This window comes from Arthrobacter sp. AIWTK1 (assembly GCF_056680535.1).
On record NZ_CM155287.1, the window covers coordinates 601,374 to 621,449 of the forward strand.

16 protein-coding genes are annotated in these 20,076 nt (G+C 67.1%); 5 read left to right on the forward strand and 11 right to left on the reverse strand.

The window, feature by feature from the left end:
- Positions 1-49 precede the first annotated feature (49 nt).
- From purL to purS, 3 genes are read right to left on the reverse strand one after another with little or no spacing between them, the layout of a single operon-like run.
- A complete protein-coding gene (gene purL, locus AC1MDG_RS02900) occupies positions 50-2,368 on the reverse strand; it encodes a phosphoribosylformylglycinamidine synthase subunit PurL (RefSeq protein WP_479807434.1) in 2,319 nt (772 codons plus the stop codon).
- Entirely contained in the window at positions 2,365-3,150 is a 786-nt protein-coding gene (gene purQ / locus AC1MDG_RS02905) for a phosphoribosylformylglycinamidine synthase subunit PurQ (protein WP_479807436.1), read from the reverse strand. Before purQ ends, purL begins: the two co-directional genes overlap by 4 nt.
- 1 nt (position 3,151) lies before the next feature.
- Positions 3,152-3,403, reverse strand: coding sequence for a phosphoribosylformylglycinamidine synthase subunit PurS (gene purS / locus AC1MDG_RS02910; protein ID WP_011690410.1), 252 nt, complete (start codon positions 3,401-3,403; stop codon positions 3,152-3,154).
- 264 nt (positions 3,404-3,667) lie between these two features.
- Between purS and AC1MDG_RS02915 the strand changes: the two genes are divergently transcribed.
- Positions 3,668-3,853: a hypothetical protein gene (locus AC1MDG_RS02915; RefSeq protein ID WP_479807438.1), complete on the forward strand. Its 186-nt coding sequence runs from the start codon at positions 3,668-3,670 to the stop codon at positions 3,851-3,853.
- Between the two features lie 281 nt (positions 3,854-4,134).
- Entirely contained in the window at positions 4,135-7,269 is a 3,135-nt protein-coding gene (locus AC1MDG_RS02920) for a S8 family serine peptidase (protein WP_479807439.1), read from the forward strand.
- 92 nt (positions 7,270-7,361) lie between these two features.
- Here the strand turns inward: AC1MDG_RS02920 and AC1MDG_RS02925 are convergent, their stop codons facing one another.
- From AC1MDG_RS02925 to AC1MDG_RS02935, 3 genes are read right to left on the reverse strand one after another with little or no spacing between them, the layout of a single operon-like run.
- Positions 7,362-7,733: a serine protease inhibitor gene (locus AC1MDG_RS02925; RefSeq protein ID WP_479807440.1), complete on the reverse strand. Its 372-nt coding sequence runs from the start codon at positions 7,731-7,733 to the stop codon at positions 7,362-7,364.
- Entirely contained in the window at positions 7,733-8,671 is a 939-nt protein-coding gene (locus AC1MDG_RS02930) for a 3-methyladenine DNA glycosylase (protein ID WP_479807441.1), read from the reverse strand. The genes AC1MDG_RS02925 and AC1MDG_RS02930 overlap by 1 nt, the downstream gene beginning before the upstream one ends.
- A gap of 4 nt (positions 8,672-8,675) precedes the next feature.
- Positions 8,676-9,227 carry a subtilase-type protease inhibitor gene (locus tag AC1MDG_RS02935; RefSeq protein WP_479807442.1) on the reverse strand — a complete coding sequence of 184 codons (552 nt, stop codon included), beginning with the start codon at positions 9,225-9,227 and terminating at the stop codon, positions 8,676-8,678.
- 282 nt (positions 9,228-9,509) lie between these two features.
- Here AC1MDG_RS02935 and AC1MDG_RS02940 point away from each other — a divergent pair, with 282 nt between their 5' ends.
- On the forward strand, positions 9,510-12,530 hold the full coding sequence (locus AC1MDG_RS02940; RefSeq protein ID WP_479807443.1) for a S8 family serine peptidase: 3,021 nt from the start codon (positions 9,510-9,512) through the stop codon (positions 12,528-12,530).
- A gap of 61 nt (positions 12,531-12,591) precedes the next feature.
- On the opposite strand, the gene AC1MDG_RS02945 is transcribed toward AC1MDG_RS02940, so the two are convergent.
- Complete coding sequence (locus tag AC1MDG_RS02945; RefSeq protein ID WP_479807444.1) at positions 12,592-13,095, reverse strand: MarR family winged helix-turn-helix transcriptional regulator; 504 nt, start codon at positions 13,093-13,095, stop codon at positions 12,592-12,594.
- Between the two features lie 78 nt (positions 13,096-13,173).
- Between AC1MDG_RS02945 and AC1MDG_RS02950 the strand changes: the two genes are divergently transcribed.
- Positions 13,174-13,401 carry a hypothetical protein gene (locus tag AC1MDG_RS02950; RefSeq protein ID WP_043477849.1) on the forward strand — a complete coding sequence of 76 codons (228 nt, stop codon included), beginning with the start codon at positions 13,174-13,176 and terminating at the stop codon, positions 13,399-13,401.
- Between the two features lie 144 nt (positions 13,402-13,545).
- A complete protein-coding gene (locus AC1MDG_RS02955) occupies positions 13,546-13,728 on the forward strand; it encodes a hypothetical protein (protein ID WP_479807445.1) in 183 nt (60 codons plus the stop codon).
- A gap of 113 nt (positions 13,729-13,841) precedes the next feature.
- Here the strand turns inward: AC1MDG_RS02955 and AC1MDG_RS02960 are convergent, their stop codons facing one another.
- The 4 genes from AC1MDG_RS02960 to AC1MDG_RS02975 form a co-directional block, all read right to left on the reverse strand.
- Positions 13,842-15,200: an aspartate kinase gene (locus AC1MDG_RS02960; RefSeq protein ID WP_043477855.1), complete on the reverse strand. Its 1,359-nt coding sequence runs from the start codon at positions 15,198-15,200 to the stop codon at positions 13,842-13,844.
- Positions 15,201-15,346: 146 nt separating this feature from the next.
- Positions 15,347-15,934, reverse strand: a complete 588-nt coding sequence (locus AC1MDG_RS02965) for a GNAT family N-acetyltransferase (RefSeq protein WP_479807446.1) — start codon at positions 15,932-15,934, stop codon at positions 15,347-15,349.
- A 21-nt stretch (positions 15,935-15,955) separates the two neighbouring features.
- Complete coding sequence (gene recR, locus AC1MDG_RS02970) at positions 15,956-16,555, reverse strand: recombination mediator RecR (RefSeq protein WP_028272227.1); 600 nt, start codon at positions 16,553-16,555, stop codon at positions 15,956-15,958.
- Between the two features lie 138 nt (positions 16,556-16,693).
- Positions 16,694-20,029 carry a DNA polymerase III subunit gamma and tau gene (locus AC1MDG_RS02975; RefSeq protein WP_479807447.1) on the reverse strand — a complete coding sequence of 1,112 codons (3,336 nt, stop codon included), beginning with the start codon at positions 20,027-20,029 and terminating at the stop codon, positions 16,694-16,696.
- Positions 20,030-20,076 lie beyond the last annotated feature (47 nt).

The window sequence follows — 20,076 nt, forward strand, 5'->3', positions numbered from 1 at the left end:
TTAAGCCCCCGGCTGGGGGCCATAAGTGTCCGTTCGCGCTTGGCGGGGCCTAGTCGAAGTACTTCGGCAGGGTGGCCTCGTGCGCTTCGCGGAGGGCGGCGAGGGACAGGGTGTCCACGCCGTTGATCTCCAGCTGGCCGCTCGCTGCGTCCACCACACCGATGCGGGTGTGGGCAAAGCCGCGGGCGGTGCACATGTCCGTGAACCGGACTTCCTCGGAGCGCGGCACGCCAACAATGGCGCGGCCCTGCGTCTCGGAGAACAGCGCAGTGAACAGATCCACGCCGTCACGGTCCATGACGTCCTGCAGGGCAATCCGGGCACCCACACCGTAGCGCAGCGCGGACTCCACGAGCGCTGCCGCGAGGCCGCCCTCGGAGAGGTCGTGCGCGGAGTCCACCATGCCGTCGCGGGAGGCGTTGATCAGGATTTCGCCCAGGGCGCGTTCGGCGGCGAGGTCAACCTTCGGCGGCTGTCCGCCCAGGTGGCCGCGCAGGTTGGCCCATTCGGATCCGTCCAGCTCGGCCGCCGTCGTGCCCAACAGGTAGATGGCCTGGCCATCTTCCTTCCAGCCCGACGGCGTGCGGCGGGCGACGTCGTCGAGCTTGCCCAGCACTGCCACCACCGGGGAGGGGTGGATCGGGGTGGTCCCGGTCTGGTTGTACAGCGAGACGTTGCCGCCGGTGACCGGGATGCCCAGCACCATGCAGGCGTCGGACAGGCCGCGGATGGCCTCGGCCAGCTGCCACATGACGTCGGGGTCCTCGGGGGAGCCGAAGTTCAGGCAGTCGCTGACGGCCATCGGTACGGCGCCGGAGGTGGCGACGTTGCGGTAGGCCTCGGCCAGGGCGAGCTGTGCGCCGTGGTACGGATCGAGGTAGGTGTAGCGGCCGTTGGCGTCAGTGGCCAGGGCTACGCCCAGGCCGGTTTCCTCATCCACGCGGACCACGCCGGCGTCGTCCGGGAACGCCATGGCGGTGTTGCCGCCGACATAGCGGTCGTACTGGTTGGTGATCCAGGACTTGTCGCACATGTTCGGCGAAGCCACGAGTTCGGTGACGGCTGCGGCCAGTTCTGCCGGGGCAGAAGGACGGCCTGCGTCCTGCACGGATCCGGTGAAGGCGTCGGCCTGAACGGCGTCCTGCCATTCCGGGCGGGCATACGGGCGGTCGTAGACCGGGCCGTCGTGGGCCACGGTGCGCGGGTCGACGTCGACGATGACTTCGCCTTCCCACGTGATGATCAGGCGGCCGGTGTCGGTCACCTCGCCCAGCCAGGAGTACTCCACGGCCCACTTGTCCATGACGGCCTCGAAGGCGGCCACGTTCTCGGGGGTCACCACGGCCATCATGCGTTCCTGCGACTCGGACATCAGGATTTCGCCCGGGGTCAGGGTGGGGTCGCGCAGCAGCACCGAGGTCAGCTCGACTTCCATGCCGCCGTCGCCGTTCGAGGCGAGCTCGGACGTGGCGCAGGAAATGCCTGCCGCTCCGAGGTCCTGGATGCCCTCAACGAGGGAGCCCTTGAACAGCTCGAGGCAGCACTCGATGAGGACCTTCTCGGCGAAGGGGTCGCCCACCTGGACGGCGGGGCGCTTGGACGGCTTGGTGTCGTCGAAGGACTCGGAGGCCAGCACAGAGGCGCCACCGATGCCGTCGCCGCCGGTGCGGGCGCCGAACAGCACCACCTTGTTGCCCTTGCCGGAGGCATTGGCGAGGCGGATGTCCTCGTGGCGCATGACGCCGACGGCCAGCGCGTTGACCAGCGGGTTGCCCTGGTACACGGAGTCGAACACCATTTCGCCGCCGATGTTGGGCAGGCCGAGGGAGTTTCCGTAGCCGCCGATGCCGGCAACGGCACCGTGCATCACGCGGGCGGTGTCCGGGTGGTCGATGGCGCCGAACCTCAGCGGGTCCATCACGGCCACCGGGCGGGCGCCCATGGAGATGATGTCGCGGACAATGCCGCCGATGCCGGTGGCAGCGCCCTGGTAGGGCTCCACGAACGACGGCGAGTTGTGGGACTCGATCTTGAACGTTACGGCCCAGCCGTCGCCCAGGTTGGTGACGCCGGCGTTCTCGCCGATGCCCACCAGCATGTCCTTCTTCATTTCGTCCGTCACCTTTTCGCCGAACTGGCGCAGGTGGTTCTTTGAGGACTTGTACGAGCAGTGCTCGCTCCACATCACGGAGTACATGGCGAGCTCGGCGCCGGTGGGGCGGCGGCCCAGGACCTTGACCACTTCGTCGAACTCGTTCTGCTTCAGGCCCAGTTCGGCCCAGGGGAGTTCGACGTCGGGGGTCTTGGCCGCGTTCTCGACGGTGTCGATGTTGAACTTCTTGCTGACGGTTTCAGCTGAGGTACTCACTTTGCGCCTCCCACAATCTTGTTCAATACGGAGGTGAAGAAACCGAGGCCGTCGGTGTCTGAGCTGCCGTTTCCGGCGGAGCCGGACAACCCCGTCTCAGGGCCGAAGCCGACCTCCACGGCATGCTCCGGGTGCGGCATGAGGCCCACCACGTTGCCGGCGGCGTTGGAGATGCCGGCGATGTCGCGGCGGGAGCCGTTCGGGTTGAAGCCCACGTAGCGGAACACCACGCGGCCTTCAGCCTCAAGGGCGTCCAGGACCTTCTCATCTGCGATGTACTGGCCGTCCTGGTTCTTCAGCGGCACGGTGATTTCCTGGCCGGAGGCGTAGTCGCTGGTCCAGGCGGTGCTGTTGTTTTCCACGCGCAGGACCTGGTCGCGGCACATGAACTTCAGTTGGTCGTTCTTGATCATCGAGCCGGGCAACAGGTGCGACTCCGTGAGGATCTGGAAGCCGTTGCAGATGCCAAGCACGGGAAGCTTGGCATCGGAGTTGGCGGCGTCGATGATCTGGGACATCAGCGGTGCGAAGCGTGCGATGGCGCCGGCACGGAGGTAGTCGCCGTAGGAGAAACCGCCGGGAATCACGACGGCGTCGACGTCACCGAGGGTGGTGTCCGCGTGCCAGAGTTCCACCGGGGTGGCGCCTGCCAGGCGGACCGCGCGGGCGGCGTCGCGGTCGTCCAGTGTGCCGGGGAAGGTGACGACGCCGATGCGGGCGCCGGCGAGCCGCGGGTTGGCCGTCACGGCCACCGCCTCGCCAATCAGGGGGAGTTCAGTCATCTCAGGCCTCGACGACCTCGACGTTGACTACGTCCTCGATGACGGGGTTGGACAGCAGGGTTTCTGCGGCGTTCCGGGCCTGGGCCAGGATTTCCTCGGTCACCTCGCCGTCGACAGTGAGTTCAAAGCGCTTGCCCTGGCGGACAGAGCTAAAGGCAGTGAAGCCCAGCCGGGGGAGTGCACCCACGATGGCCTTCCCCTGCGGGTCCAGAATCTCGGGCTTGGGCATGACGTCGACAACGATCCGGGGCATCCGGTAACTCCTGTGCGTGAGCGTTGGGTAAGGGCGCAGCGGAGTGGTGCCGTCTCACGCTGGTCTGCTGCTGTATTTACAGCCACTGCGGACTCCAAACATAAGACAGCGGGAACGAGCGCTCCGCGAGCTTGCTAGCCCATTCTACCGGGCGGAATGCGTCAACCCGCATTCGCGGGTTGACTGTGAAATGGGGCACTCGCCGGAGGATGAAGCACGACGCCGGCACTGGTGGTGCGCTGCCGGGCTCAGTAGGATGGCGGCATGGCTCAGAAACCCAAATCCGTACTTCTTCCGGTTATGGCTGTCGCGGTTTTTGCGGGCCTGGGCCGAATGGTGATGCAGAAGATCAAAGCCGATCGCGCGGCCCGGGAAACAAACGTGGCCGGTCCCATCGACGAGAAGACACGCGAGTGGATCAGCGAGGTAGTGCGCACTCCGCGCCAGTAACGCTCCCCGAACACCGGCGCCGGTAGGGCGCCCGAATACGTGACCTTAACAGAAGGCGGTTTCCCCTGCGGAAGCCGCCTTTTGCCGTGCCCTGCCGGTGCCCCGAGTGACAAAAGTAAAACGAATGTTGTGTCCTATGTCATATTCGGCTCTCACTCTGTACTGTTTGACTCGGCTGGTCTCGCCGGATGACAGGAACTGTCGATCCGGCTGCCGTTTCCCAGCTGACCGAGACCGGCCGCACCGCCGGACCCGTACCTCATGAAAGGTTTCAGTCGCTCGTGAAATCAAAAGGAATAAGCCTTGTCCGGGTCGGGGGACTCCGGAAGGCTGCAGCGCTGGCTGTTGGCCTCCCGCTGCTGCTCTCCTCCGTTGCAGTGGGTCCCGCTACCGCGGCGCCTGCTGAACCCACCGGCGTGGAGCAGACCAAAAACGTCAACCCGACAGACTACAAGGACGGCCGCTACATCGTGGTCCTCGCCGAGCAAGCCGCCGCAGCCTACGACGGCGGGACGGCGGGCATAGGGGCAACCAAGCCGCAGCAGGGCCGCAAGCTTGATCCCGGCAGCCAGAACTACAAGGCCTACGACGCACACCTCCGCAAGGCCCAGCGGGACGTCGCCTCCAAGCAGGGCGTCACCCCGACCAAGCAGTTCACGGGCGCACTCAACGGCTTCGTGGCCGAGCTCACCGCGGCGCAGGCAGCCGGGCTTGCCAAGGACAGCAACGTACTCGTGGTGTCACCGGACGTGGAGAACACCCCGGACTACACCACCACCGACTTCCTGAAGCTCACGGGCAGCGACGGCGCCTGGGCGAAGCAGTTCGGCGGCGAATCCGGTGCGGGCAAGGGCGTGGTGGTCGGCGTGATCGACTCCGGCTACGCCCCGGACAACCCGTTCCTGCAGGGTGACCCGGTGCAGCCGCTCACGGGCAAGGCCCAAGTGGGTGTCCCTTATCTCACGGCGGACGGCAAGATCGCCATGCTCAAGGCGGACGGCACCACCTTCCAGGGCGAATGCCAGAAGGGCATCGAATCCGGTGCTTCCTTCGACGGGACCCTCTGCAACTCCAAGGTGGTCAGCGCCCGCTACTTCGCCGACTCCTTCCTGCAGTACGTGGCGCCCGAACACCGCGCCCCGGAGGAACTGATCTCCCCGGTGGACGTGGGAAGCCACGGCACGCACACGGCCACCACCGCCGCCGGAAACGCCAACGTGGAACAGGTGATTGACGGCGCCAGCTTCGGCAAGAGCTCCGGCGTTGCCCCGGCCGCCAAGGTCTCCGTCTACAAGGTCTGCTGGGAAGACGACAACCCCAATACGGGCGGCTGCTACTCATCCGCCTCGGTTGAAGCTGTTGACGCGGCCATCAAGGACGGCGTGGACGTCCTCAACTACTCCATCTCCGGCAACACCAACAGCACCACGGATCCCGTTGCGCTGGCGTTCCTGAACGCAGCGGCTGCCGGCGTATTCGTTTCGGCCTCTGCAGGAAACTCCGGCCCCACCGTCTCCACCGTGAACCACGCCTCGCCGTGGCTGACCACCGTGGCAGCCGCAACCTTCCCCAGCGACCTGCTGGGCACGGTGAAGGTATCCGACGGCAGCATGTACCGGGGCGCTTCCATCATGAAGTCCGAAGTCAAGGACGCCGCCGTGGTGGTGGCCGCGGACGCTGCTGCCCCCGCTGCGCCGACACCTGCGAACCTTTGCGGCCCGGGAACGCTGGACGCTGCCAAGGTTGCCGGCAAGGTCGTAGTCTGTGACCGCGGCGTTGTGGACCGCACGGCCAAGAGCCTCGAGGTCCAGGCAAAGGGCGGCGTGGGCATGATCCTGGTCAACCTGTCCTCCAGTTCCGAGGACGCAGACAACCACGTCGTGCCCACCGTCCACGTCAACGCGCCCAAGAGCCTGGAACTGAAGTCCAGGCTCGCTGCCAATCCGACGCTCACGGTGAGCCTCGTCAAGGGCGACCTCACCGGCGAACCGCTGCCGCCGGCGCCGCAGGTGGCCGGGTTCTCCTCCCGTGGCCCGAGCCTGGCCTCCGGCGGTGACCTCCTGAAGCCGGATATCTCTGCTCCCGGCGTGAACGTCCTCGCGGGCGTTTCCACCATCGGCAACAACGGCGCGCAGTTCGGCTTCATGTCCGGCACCTCCATGGCTGCCCCGCATATTGCGGGGTTCGGAGCCCTGGTTCTCAGCAAGCAGCCCGCGTGGTCGCCTGCCATGGTCAAGTCCGCCATGATGACCACCGCCTACCCGCTGGTCAACGCTGACGGTACGCCGAACCGGAACCCGTTCGAAGGCGGGGCAGGGCATATTGACGCCACGCGGGTGCTGGATCCGGGACTCGTGTACAACTCGGACATCAAGCAGTGGCTGGCCTTCCTGAACGGCCAGGGCGTGGAGACCGGCGAACCGCAGGCCGGCAGCATTGCCGCGCGCGACCTCAACCTGCCGTCCATTGCCCTGGGCAGCCTGGTGGGTGAGATCCAGGTCAAGCGTCAGCTCACGGCGCTGGTTCCGGGTATGTACCGGCCCTCGGTGGACCTGCCCGGCGTCAGCGTCCACGTGGAGCCGCAGGTGCTGAACTTCGCCAAGGCCGGGCAGACCCGTGAGGTCACCATCACCATCAAGAATGTCAGCGCACCGGTGGGCAAATTCACCACGGGAACGCTGACTTGGAAGGGGCCGCGCACGGTCAGTTCGCCCATCGCGGTCCGCCCGGTGGACGCCCAGATTGCACCTTCGTTCTCCTTCAGCTCAGCCACCGGCACGGGCAGCGGAACCATGGACCTGGTCTCCGGCTCGGATTCGCCCATCGCAGTGGGTGTGGAAGGGCTTGCGCCCCTGTCCGAGACGGCCGTCACCAAAACACCCGGCGCGTACGCAGCAAAGAATGACGAACACAACGCACTCGTCAAAGTGGAGGTGCCCGCCGGTGCGACCTTCGCTCGGCTCGGCATCCAGGCTGAAACGGACGACGTCGACTGGGACATGGTGGTTTACGCGCCCAACGGAAGCGGCGGCCTCGCCGCAACCCAGGTGGCCACGGCATCGGCCAGCGAGTTCCTGAACCTGGAATCGCCCCGTGCCGGCACGTATTACATCGTGGCGAATCTGTACTCCACCCCGGACAACGGACCCGCTTCCGCACACATCCAGGCCGTCTCGTTCCTCGGCAATTCCGGGAACCTCACTGTCAGCCCGAATCCGATCGTTGCCCCCAACGGCACGGCCACCACGGCCACAGCCAACTGGACCGGCCTGGCATCGGGATCCTACCTGGGCCGGCTGAGCCTGGGCGGAAACGGGATCAAGACGTGGATCAACGTCAAGGTGGGCTCCGGTACGGCGCCCGCACCGGCCGGTGCCCCGGCGGTCACGCCCGTTGACTCCGTTCCGGGAACCTAGCCCGGAACGCCCCCGCTAAGTAAGCAGCGTCCTCAGGAACGTCCCGGCAGCCGCAAGGCTCCCGGGACGTTCCTGCGTTTGTGGCTTGCCCGTCAGGTCTGGCCGGTGGATCCTGGCGTGCCGCCGAACAACGGAGCCAGGGAGCGCCACCGCGCAATCTCGCAGCCGTCGGTCAGGCTGAAGCGGCTGTGGACGGGGCGGCCGTGGAACGTCCCCGTGACAACGGCCACCTGCGGGCCGCCGTACTGCTGGGTGCACATCATGTCCTTCCGCCGCGGCACGAAGAAGACCTCGTGGCCGAAACGCTCGACGGCGGCCAGCGCCGCAGCGGGGTCCGGCAGGGTTGACCCTTTCAGGGCGGCAGCCTGCGGTGTTATCCCGTGGCGCACAATGAGGCGGAACTCGTGCTCCGGGGCGCCCGGCGCCTCGGTCAACCGGACGGTCAGGTCCACGTCGGCGGGCATCAGTCCCGGACCTCATCGATCAGTGGCGCCAGGGCATCGAGCAGCCGCCTCCGCAGCTCCTGAGCCTCCGCGGCGAACGCCCGCTGGTGTTCCACGTACTCCGCCTTGCCGGCGGCTGTTTCGATCGCGATGGGCGGGTAACCCCACTCCTCGAGGTCGTACGGAGAGGCCTGCATGTCCATGGCGCGGACCCGCCAGGACAGTTCGAAGCAGTCCATGACAAGCTCGCTGGGCAGGGCGGGCACCAGCTTGTAGGCCCATTTGTAGAGGTCCATGTTGGCATGCAGGCATCCGGGCTGCTCCATGGCGCGCTGGTTGTCCCGGCTCGGAGTGAGTTCGTTCAGGGGTGCCGCATCCGGCGTGTAGAAGCGGAAGGCGTCAAAGTGCGAGCACCGGATCCGGTTGTCCTCCACCACACGGTCGGTGCCCTCTGATCCGAGGCGCAGCTGCAGGTATTCGTGGCGCAGCTCAAACTTGTCCTGGTGGTACACCATCGCCCACTCGTGCAGGCCGAAACAGCCGAACTGGCCAGGCCGCGATGCCGTGCCGCGCAGGATTATTTCGGCGAACTGCAGTGCCTCCCTGCGCTCGGCCGCGAATGCGACGAGGTCAACGGTGGCGGCGGTGGTCCCGGGCGGCAGACCGACGGCGGCGAGGTCGCCGTCGTCGAGCATCCGGTAGTACTTCCACTGCGAGCGGGCTGCGGCCCCAGGCCCGGTAAGGAGCACGCCGGCGCCGGGGTGCCAGCGCAGGAGCTGGCCTGGTTTTTGGGTGTAGTACGTGAAGAGGAAATCCTCAACAGGGTGTTTCCTGCCGGCGGCGCGGCGGGCAAGGTAGGGGTCGGCGTAACGCCGGACCCGGGCCTGATGGGCTGCTTCGTGCTGTTTCCAGGTGTCCGCCGGCAGCATCGTTTGCGGGCCGCGCTTCAGAATCTGCATCAGCCTAGGAGGCTCCGCCCGCAGATGCCAGGATGTCCTTGGCCGCATTCCACAGGCCGATCTCGCAGCCGTCTTTGCGGTTAAAGGACGAATCCACCGGTGTGTCATCCACGATCCCGGTGACGGTGGCCTCCTGCGGACCGCCGTACTGCTGGGTGCAGGCCTGGTCCGTTCCACGGGGCGCAGGGCTTAACACGGCAGGGTTTTCCTTCAACGCGGTGCAGGCCGCCGCGGCCGAGGGGTGGCTGCTCTCGGCCGTCGGAACACCGTCCTTGCACACCAGCGTGTAGTTCAGGGCCGGTTCGGATGCCGAGGGCTTAACCATGATGGCGAGCTCGGCGTTTCCCTTGCCCGGGCCGGACGTACCTGGCGCGGCGGTCGGCGGAGGAGAGGGGGCCGGGACGGTTGTTTCCGTGTCCGGCGACGACGTGGCCGTGGGGCTGGCGGTGCTGGAGGTGGCCGAGGGTGAAGGAGTGGGCCCGCCCCCGCCCGGCGAGCAAGCCGAGAGCCCGGCGACGGATACCAGGACGAGTGCGTGAAACCATGCCTTACGCATTACCGGTCCTCCTCATTTTGGTTCATTCTATCGCCGGAGTTGCGCGATGAACCCTGCCGTTCGGCCCGGGGTCCCGGTTTGCAACCCCGGCGGCACGCTGAAGCCGGCGGGGGCGGAGATTAAATCTGTCCGGAACATCTCGATTCCGCAGCCCCACTCCGGTATGTTTCTCCCATCACTGGATGTATGGCCTCACGCCCACGTTGCGCCGACGTGGACGGATGCATCCAGGAGGTGGGACCGGCTACGCCGCCGGTCCGACAACCTAGGAGGCAGTACGTCATGACTTACCAGCCTGTCGGCTCCCGCGCTCACAACAAAAACCCGGCCACCCGCCTCGCAGCCGTCGTCGCCCTGGGAATCTCCCTGATGATCGGCCAGGGGCTGGCTGCCCCCGCTTGGGCCGCCGCCGACCCCGGGGCGGAAGAAACGCCGAGCCTCGATGCCGGCCGCTACATTGTGATGCTGAAGGACAGGCCCCTCGCCGCTTACACCGGCGGCGTCGACGGCATGCCGGCCACCGCCGCGTCCAACGGCAGGAAGCTCGACGCCGGCAGCGCGGAGTCCCGGCGCTATTCGGCACATTTGGAGTCACAGCAAAGCAGGCTGGCCGCGGCGGAAGGCGTGGCGATCGAGGACAGCTACACGCTGGCGGTGAACGGCTTCAGCGCGGAGCTGACCGCGCAGCAGGCAAACGCGTTGACCAAGGACGGAAGCGTCCTTGCTGTCGTTAAGGACGCCCAGTACAAAATCGACTACTCCAGCACCGAATTCCTCGGACTGCCGGGCCCGGGGGGAGTCTGGGCGGAACAGTTCGGCGGCGACGCCAACGCCGGCAAGGGCACCGTGGTGGGCGTACTCGATACCGGCTACACGCCGGGCAATCCCTACTTTGCCGGGGAACAGGTGGCGCCGCTGTCCGGAGCTCCCCGCGTGGGCGAGCCGTACCGGTCGGCAGGAAACCAGATCACCATGCTGAAAGCGGACGGCAGCACTTTCGCGGGCGTCTGTCAGGCGGGCGACCAGTTCGCCGGAACTGAATGCAACAGCAAGGTCATCGGCGCCCGGTACTACGACGCAGCATTCAAGTCCGCTGTCCCGCCGGGCCTGCGCTCGCCGAAGGAAGTGTACTCGCCCGTTGACATCAATAACCACGGCTCGCATACCGCCAGTACCGCCGTGGGCAACAGCGGCGTCAGCCAGGCCGTGGGCGGCCGGGACTTCGGCAAAGGCTCCGGCGTTGCCCCCGCGGCGAAGCTCGCCATCTACAAGGTCTGCTGGGAGGGCGCCAGCCCGGCAACCACCGGCTGCTTCGCTTCGAGCGGCGTGGAGGCCATCGAGGATGCCATCAGGGACGGCGTCGACGTCCTGAGCTACTCCATCTCCGGCACCAACAACTCAACGGTCGACCCCGTGTCCATCGCCTTCCTGAACGCCGCGGCGGCAGGGATCTTCGTGGCCGCGTCGGCCGGCAACTCCGGACCGGTGGCCAGTACCGTCAACCATGCTGCCCCCTGGATGACCAGCGTGGCAGCCTCCACCCACAGCAGCAGCCTCCGCGGCACGGTGGAGTTGTCCAGCGGCGAAAAGTTCGCGGGCGCCAGCATCATGGCCACTGAAGTTGCGGATGCGCCCATCGCGCTCGCCGTGGCTCTAAAGGCGGCAGACGCCCTCGACGCCAACGCCGCCCTGTGCGCGCCCGGCACCTTGGACCCGGCCAAGACCGCCGGCAAGATCGTGGTCTGCGACCGGGGCGTGGTGGACCGGACGGCCAAGAGCATGACCGTGGCCCAGGCGGGCGGCGTCGGCATGGTCCTGGTCAACCTGACGCCGAATTCGCTGGACGCGGACCTGCACAGTGTCCCCACGGTCCACCTCGACGACCCCGCCATCAAGGACGTGGTGGGGGCGGATGCGGCGTTGACGGCGAGGCTCGTGTCCACTGACACCTCCGGCCTGGACCCGCCGCCGGTCCCTCAGATCGCAGGGTTCTCCTCCCGCGGACCCACCCTTGCAGCCAACGGTGACCTCCTGAAACCGGACATTGCAGCTCCGGGGGTAGCCGTGCTGGCAGCCGTCTCACCGGCCGGTTCCAACGGCCAGAACTTCGGGTTCCTGTCAGGTACGTCCATGGCCGCGCCGCATATTGCGGGCTTCGGCGCACTCCTGCTGGGTAAGAACCCGCTGTGGTCCCCGGCTGCCGTGAAGTCAGCGATGATGACCACGGCATACGACCTGGTGGACGCGCAGGGGTCCCCGGTCCACGACGTCTTTGCCCAGGGCGCCGGACAGGTGGACCCCGCCAGGATCGCAACGCCCGGACTGGTGTACGACGCCGGCCCCAGCGACTGGCTCGCTTTCCTGCAGGGGCTGGGCTATCAGCTGGGCGTTGCTCCGGTGGCCGCCAAGGACGTCAACTTGCCGTCCATTGCCCTCGGCGGCCTCACCGGCACCCAGACCGTCACCCGGACCGTGACGGCTCTGTCGGCCGGGAGCTACCGGGCGGAAGTCGACGTTCCCGGGATCACGGCTGAGGTGACGCCGGATGAAGTGACCCTGGCAGAGGGTGAAAAAGCCACGTTCACGGTACAGTTCACCAACTCCGGGGCCACCCTGGACGCCTTTGTCGGCGGCTCGCTCACCTGGACTTCGGATAAGACCGTTGTCCGTTCGCCGGTGGCCATCCGTTCGGTGACCGCAGTTGCGCCGGCCGTCGTCAATGCCTCGTCCGCCGGCGGCAGCGGCAGCGTCGTCATTCCGGTCACGTCAGGCAGTCCCGAGCCAATTGACGTGACCGTGAACGGGCTTGCCAAGGCGAATTCGACGGCGATCAGCCTGGTTCCCGGGCCGTACACCGGGGTCAAGGATGCCGCGAACGACGTTCAGATCGTGAACGTTCCTGCGGGTTCATCCCTGGCGAGGTTTGCAGTGAATTCCGCTAACCCGGCCGCGGACTTCGACCTCTACGTGGTTTCGCCGGCCGGCCTGCTCTATCCGGGGGCTACGCCTGCAGCCAATGAGGCAGTCTCCATTCCGGATCCGGTGGCGGGGGACTGGAAGGTGACCACCAACCTGTTCGCCAGCCCTGGCGGCGCGGCCACGGCAGCTTCCGTAGAAGTGATGATCCTCGCCGGCAATGCCGGAAACCTGACGGTGAGCCCCAACCCGCTCTCCATTGACAACGGCGCCACCGGCGAGCTGACTGCCAGCTGGGCCGGACTGGAAGCCGGCAACTGGGTGGGCCTGATCAAATACGGCACGGGCCCGTCGACGCAGTTGAACGTGGCCGTGACGGCGCCGTGAGTTCGCCCGGTTCCCGGGTGGTAGCCGACGACGACGGATCCCCCGGGACGTTGCACCCGGGCTAGGCCCCGGCGTGGTCCCGTCCGGCCGCATCGCGTGCAGCCGCGTCTTTGGTGGCAGCGATCAGGTCGGTCATCGCCTGGTGGAGTGCGCCCACCTGGTCGCGGGTCAGGCCCAAGCGCTCCATCATGGTACCGGGCACCGCCGTCGCCTGCTGCCGGAGGGCTGCGCCGCTCGGGGTAAGCCCCACGGCGAGGGCGCGTTCGTTGCCGGCTGCGCGGCCGCGGGTGATGTAGCCGGCCGCTTCGAGGCGGCGCAACAGCGGCGAGATGGTGGCCGGCTCCTGAGCCAGGGCGTCGCTGATGTCCCGGACCGAGCGCGGGCTGGATTCCCAGAGGCAAAGCATCACAAGGTACTGCGGGTGGGTCAGCCCGAGGGCATCCAGTACCGGTTTGTAGGCACCCACCACGCTTCGGGAGGCAACCGTCAGGGCGAAGCAGAGCTGGTGTTCCAGCAGGAGGTCTTCGTCAGACGCTTGGGTGGCCGCGGCCGAGCGCTGATTCATCGGTTTCTCCTCAATCGTTAGTGGGCTAATGATTAGCGTACACTGGGTTAGACTCGAACGTTCTGAAGGGAATCCGCAATGGCCAACAAGGAAAACGCCGCCCAGAAGTTCATGCGCGCCACCGGCAGGCTCCGGGCCATCTTCGGGCCAGCCAACCGCAGCGCCCTGGGCCATGAGATGACCGCCGAGAACAAAGCCCTCCTTGCCCGCCGCGAAGCGGAGACGCAGCAGTGGGAAACCATGCACCGGCCGGACGGCAGCACCTACGTGGTGCCCAAAAACCCGGACGACAAGTCCCTTCGCTAGGCTTCTGACGGCCGCGCAGCCCGGGGCCTTTTTTGGTCTCCGGGCGTAAGATATGGGCACAGGTACCAACCGGCCAATGCATCACTGCTTGACCCGAGACAGGGAAAGGGGGTGGGAATTGTGGCAAAGGCGATACAGCGCTTCATGAGCAAGACCGACAAACTGCGGTTCTTCTTCGGACCCGCCACGCGGGGTGATCCGACCGCCCCCGTTGTTCACAAGCATGACGACTTCGAGGCTGCATCCGAAGAGGACTTGCAGCACTTCGAAGTGGAGACAGACTCTGAAGGACACCACTACGCGGTCCGCAGGGAAGACGTCACATAGACCGCTGCATCACACAAGATCGGCATAGCAGAACGGCACGGCGGTTCTCCCGCCGTGCCGTTCTGCTATGCCGTTCTGTTTGCGCCGTCCCGTATGTCCGGCGCTGGCCGACTTTAGCGGCCCGTGCCGCCGTAAACCGTTGCTTCGTCTTCGCTGTCCAGGTCGAATGCCTTGTGGATTGCCCGGACTGCATCGTCGAGCAGGTCGGCGTGCGTCACCACGGAGATGCGGATTTCCGACGTCGAGATCATGTTGATGTTGATGCCGGCGTCGGACAGGGCCTTGAAGAACGTGGCGGAGACGCCGGGGTGCGACCGCATGCCCGCGCCGATCAGCGAGAGCTTGCCGATCTGCTCGTTGTATTCGATGCTTTCGAAGCCGATTTCCGGCTGGGCCGCACGGAGGGCAGCGAGGGCGTCTGCTCCTTCCACGATGGGGAGCGTGAAGGAGATGTCCGTGCGGCCCGTGCCGTGCGTGGACACGTTCTGCACAATCATGTCGATGTTGGAGTGCGCGTCGGCGATGACCTGGAAGATCGCGGCGGCCTTGCCCGGGATATCGGGCACGCCCACAACGGTGACCTTGGCTTCGGAACGGTCGTGTGCAACGCCGGAGATGATTGGCTGCTCCAAGGCAACTCCCTTTTGAGTCGTGATCTTGTCGTCGGCGCCGGGCATGACCCAAGTGCCTTCGTTCTGGCTGAATGACGAACGCACGTGCAACGGTACGCCGAAGCGGCGTGCGTATTCCACGCAGCGCAGGTGCAGGATCTTGGCGCCGGAGGCTGCCAGTTCCAGCATTTCCTCGCTGGAGATGCGGTCGATCTTCTGGGCGGACGGCACTACTCGGGGATCGGCCGTGTAAATGCCGTCCACATCCGTGTAGATCTCACAGACATCGGCGTCCAGGGCGGCGGCCAGGGCCACCGCGGTGGTGTCGGATCCGCCACGTCCCAGGGTGGTGATCTCATTGGTGGTGCGGCTCATGCCCTGGAAGCCGGCCACGATGGCGATGTGTCCCTTGTCCAGGGCGGTGCGGATCCGGTGGGGATCGACGTCGATAATGCGCGCCTTGCCATGGATGCCGTCGGTGATCATGCCGGCCTGCGAGCCCGTGAAGGACTGGGCCGAAGCGCCAAGCTTGTTGATGGCCATGGCAACCAGGGCCATCGAGATGCGCTCACCCGAAGAGAGGAGCATGTCCATTTCACGTGCCGGGGCGGAGTCGGTGACCTGCGCGGCGAGGTCCAGCAGTTCGTCCGTGGTGTCACCCATGGCGGACACCACAACAACCACTTCGTTGCCTGCCCTCTGGGCGTCGACGACGCGCTTGGCAACCCGCTTGATGCCGTCAGCGTCGGACACCGAGGAGCCGCCGAACTTCTGCACGATGAGCTGCTTGGTGCGGGCCGTGGCGACGGGCAGCACGTACGGCTGGTTCTCTGTCTTCACTTCGGTAGTGGGCATACTCATGCGCGCACCCTCACTGCATCAAATCGGGGTTCCTGGGCCAAGCAACCAAAACGGCGCGACGGCGTAACTGATGTGCCCAGTTTATCGCCGGGAACCGCGCGGCGCTGAATTGTGACCGCATGGTGGCCCCCGTCAGTCATCTCCGGCTAGTCATCTCCTGCAAGGGGCCACGACGCCCGGTCCAGGCGGTAGCGCCAGGATGCCAGTGCCTTGCCGTATGTGTCCTGACTGGCGGTGAAGTAGTGATCCCGGGTGAAGCCCAGGCTTTCGAGGAGGCGCCGTGACGCCGTGTTGGGCTCGTAGACTCCGGCGTAGATGGTGTGGGTGCCGCGTTCTGTGAAGAGCCAGCGGACCAGGGCTCCGGCGGCTTCTCGTCCGTATCCCTTGCCGTGGTGGTCCGGGTGGAGCAGGTAGCCGAGGCTGGCGCACCGGGCCGGCACGCCGCCCGGCAGCGGCGGCTCGGTTGTGTTCCACGTGCGGCCGTCGCCGATCACCGCACCCGTTGAGCGCAGGACCACTGCCCAGCCATAGTGGAACCACTCGGCCGTCGAGCGTTCGGCACGAGCTAGCAGATCGGCGAGCAGCCGGTCGGTCTGTCCTGCGGTCAGGGCATGGTGCGACAGGTAGCGGACGGCATCGGGGTTTCCCCTGAATGCCCGCAGCGCGGCGGCGTCGGTGTGCGCCAGGAGCCGCAGTTCCAAGCGTTCCGTGACGAGGGAGGGGAGCGGTTCCATGGACTGCCGGCGCCGCCCGGATCAGCTCAGCGCGTTGCGGCGGCCCTCGAAGGCGCGCCCCAGGGTGACCTCGTCCGCGTATTCCAGGTCGCCGCCCACCGGCAGGCCCGAGGCGAGCCTGGTGACTGTGATTCCGATCGATTTCAGCATCCTGGCCAGATACGTGGCCGTGGCCTCGCCCTCAAGGTTGGGGTCCGTGGCGATGATGATTTCCTGGATGGCGCCGTCGTTCAGCCGGGTCAGGAGCTCCCTGATCCGCAGCTGCTCCGGCCCCACACCGGCGATGGGATTAATCGCGCCGCCGAGGACGTGGTAGCGGCCGCGGAAGGAACGGGTCCGTTCGACTGCCAGGACGTCCTTGGATTCCTCCACCACGCAGATGACCGAAGGATCCCGGCGGGGGTCGCGGCAGATGTTGCACAATTCCTGCTCCGTGACGTTGCCGCACACCGTGCAGAATTTCACGCGTTCCTTAACGGTGGTGATGGCCTCGACAAGCCGCTTCATGTCCTGCGGGTCCGCCTCGAGGATGTGGAATGCCAGACGCTGGGCGGACTTGGGTCCCACACCGGGAAGGCGGCCAAGCTCGTCGATCAGCTCTTGAACTGCACCTTCGTACACAATGTCCTCGTTCGTTTGAATCGTTTGGTTGGATCATAGGTTGGCGGGCGGGCGCGGTTGTGCCGTTCCTTGCCGGGAGGCTGGCGGGGTCAGGCCCCAACGCGGGGGCCGGTTGAAGGATGCCGTCCGGCGGGCAGGCTAGAAGCGGGGTGCGATCGGGCTCCCGTCCAGGGACCGTTCCTCCACCAGCTTTCCGCCCAGAATACGCTCGACGGCGGCGCGTCCAAATACGCCCGATTCTTCAATCGTTTCGTCGTCCGGACTAGGTGTGTCCTGGACGTAGGTTTTGACGGCCTCGGCCTGCCGCGCAGGGGCTTTGGCCCTGCCGGCTTCTGCCTCGGGGCTGTTGGACAGCCGCTGGTACAGGCTCTGCTTCACCGCCCCGCCGGGAGCGGCTGCCGGGGCAGGGGCAGGCGGGACTGTGGGTGATGCGTAAGCCGCCGGTGCGGGTGATGGCGCGATGCTCCTGACATCCGGGCCAGCCATTGCCGGCGACGGGTCGGCTGCCGCAGCGGGACCATACTGCGCGGACGTCGCCCAGCCCGCGCCAGCGGACATTCCGGCACCGGACAGTGCACCTACCGGCTGCCTGACTTCGGCCGGAGCCGGGGCCTCAACGGGTTGAATGCCCTCGGCTTCGTCCCGGATCGCGGCGGACCGGGGCAGCTGTGCCGCCGCCGGTTCGTAGTGGGGCGCCTGGGGCTCCGGGACCACAGGCAGGCCGGCCTGGTCCGGCTCCTCCACGGACTTGCCAACGTTCGATTCGGCACCCACGGTCCACACGCCCGGTGCCTCTTCCTTGGCGCGGGACCAGGGATCATCGGTGAAGGTCTCGCGTGCAGAGCGCGGAGCCTCGACAGAAGCGGAGATCCCGGCCGGCTGATCGCGTGCGACGCTGCTTTCCGGAGCCGCGCGGTCCGGAGCCGGACGGCCCGGTGCGACGGAGGTGGCGGGTCCCGGCCGGGTTGCCCTTGATTGCGCCGGGACGGACGGCGTCCAGTCCATCGGAGGCTCTTCCTCGAGTGGCGGAGCATCTTCGTCCAGCGGCGGGCCCCAGTCGTCATCCGGGTAGCTGTACGATCCGGATGCGTCGTCCTGCTGCCGCGGGGCAGGCGGGGCCTGGGCAGCCTCGGCCTGCGCGGGCTCACGCCCACTGACTGTGTTAGCGGCGTCGGCTGTGTCCGCGGCGCCTGCGGCGCGGCCGGGCGTTGCGTCCGCGACCGGACGCGGGTCCGTGGTACCTGCCGGGGCGGCGGCCGGTGGTGCAGCTGCGGGGCTCATGTCGGGAGTTGCAACCGGTGCGGAGGACGCCGGGGCGAGGCCCCAGGCTACGTCAGCGGCCGTCGCGGCCGTCGCGGGCGGTGCCGGGCTGGCGGCGGGCGCGGGCGTTTCCGGCCTAGCGGGCGTCGCGGGCGTGTCCGGGCTGGCCGGTGCTTTTGGGTTTGGCTCAGAGCTCGCTGAGCTGCTGGCGCCGCCGGATACCGCATTGATCTGGCAGTCGATCCCAACGGTTTTGTGGATTGCCTGGCGAAGATTTTCCGAGTGGTCTGCCCGGCCGAAAGCGCCAGCCAGTCCGGAGGTAGTGAAGGCCAAGGTAAGTACCTGGCCGTCGAACTGGGCCACCTGGGCGTTGGGTTCCACGAGTGCCCACGTGCTGCGCTTGATCTTGCTCAGTGTCTGCAGGACTTCAGGCCAGGCACGGCGCAGGACTTCGACGTCGCCGCCGGCTCCGGGTGCCGGGACGTTGCGTTCCGTCGCCGGCTGGCCCGCTTCGGGGCGCATGGGTGTCCGCTCGGCCGTGGTGGGCTCCACGGGGGCCTGCGCTGCGGGTCCCGATGCAGAGGCAGGTGCAGGTTCGGCCGTGGGCTGCGGACCTGACGCCTGCGGACCTGAAGCCTGCGGACCTGCAGGACGGGCGGGGGCCTGGCCGGGTGCGCCCCGATTCGCCGACGGTGGCTCGTCAACCGGCCAGTCGGTGGTGGAGACGCGCGGCGGGGTGAGGGATTCGCGGGCGGGTGCAGCGGGTGCGGGAGTCACTGACTGCTGCGGCACTGACTGTTGCGGCACTGACTGCTGCGGCACTGACTGCTGCGGTGCGGACGCAGCAGGAACGGCGACGGGTGCAGGCGCCACGGGGGACGCCGCAGCGGGGGCAGGCGTCGGCTCCGGCGCGGGTGCCGGCGCAGGGGCTGCCACGGTGGGAGCCGCTGCGACGGGAGGTGCTGCTGCAGGGGCTGCCACGGCGGGAGCCGCTGCGACGGGAGGTGCCGCTGCAGCAGCGGCGGTAGTTCTGACGTCGTTCCCGCCGTAGTTCAGCCGGCGCTCCACGCGGTCGATCCGGGCTGCGATGCCGCGTTCGGTCTGTTCGGAGTTGGGGAGGAGGATGCGTGCACACAGCAACTCAAGGTGGAGTCGCGGCGACGTTGCCCCGGTCATCTCGGTCAGGGCAGTGTTGGTGACGTCCGCAGCACGGGAGAGCTCGGCTGCGCCAAGGTTGTGGGCTTGGTTCTGCAGGCGGGCTATCTGGTCGGCCGGCATCCCGCGCAGGATGGACTGGGCGCTCTCCGGCATCGCCTGGACGATGATGAGGTCGCGGAAGCGTTCCAGCAGGTCCTCCACGAAACGGCGCGGGTCGTGGCCGGTCTGGATCACCCGGTCCACCGCGCGGAAGACGGTGGCGGCATCGGACGCAGCCACGGCTTCAACGACGTCGTCCAGCAGGGACGCGTGCGTGTAGCCCAGCAGTGCGACGGCGAGCTCGTAGTCGAGCCCGCTGGGGCCGGCACCTGCCATGAGCTGGTCCAGGACGGAGAGTGAGTCCCGGACGGAACCGCCGCCGGCGCGAATGACCAGGGACAGCACTCCGGGCGCCACGGGAACGTTTTCCTGGTTGCAGAGCAACTCAAGGTAGGCCATGAGGGGCTCGGGCGGGACCAGCCGGAACGGGTAGTGGTGGGTCCGCGAACGGATGGTGCCGATCACCTTGTCCGGCTCCGTGGTGGCGAAGATGAACTTGATGTGTTCCGGCGGCTCTTCCACGATCTTCAGCAGGGCGTTGAAGCCTGCCGAGGTGACCATGTGGGCTTCGTCGATGATGAAGATCTTGTACCGGTCCCGGACGGGAGCGTACGTGGCGCGTTCGCGGAGGTCGCGGGCGTCGTCCACGCCGCCGTGGCTGGCGGCGTCGATCTCGATCACGTCGAGGGAACCGGAACCGCCGCGTGCAAGCTCTACGCAGCTGGGGCACTTGCCGCAGGGGGTATCCGTGGGGCCTTCGGCACAGTTGAGGCAGCGGGCCAGGATGCGGGCCGATGTGGTCTTTCCGCAGCCGCGCGGACCGGAAAACAGGTAGGCGTGGTTGACGCGGTTCTTTCGCAGCGCCGTCATCAGCGGCTCCGTGACGTGTTCCTGCCCGATAACGTCAGCAAAGGAATCTGGACGGTATCTGCGATAAAGGGCGGTTGTAACACTCACAGAGAAAACCCTACCAATCCGGGCTGACAGTTTGCCGCCCTGTGGGG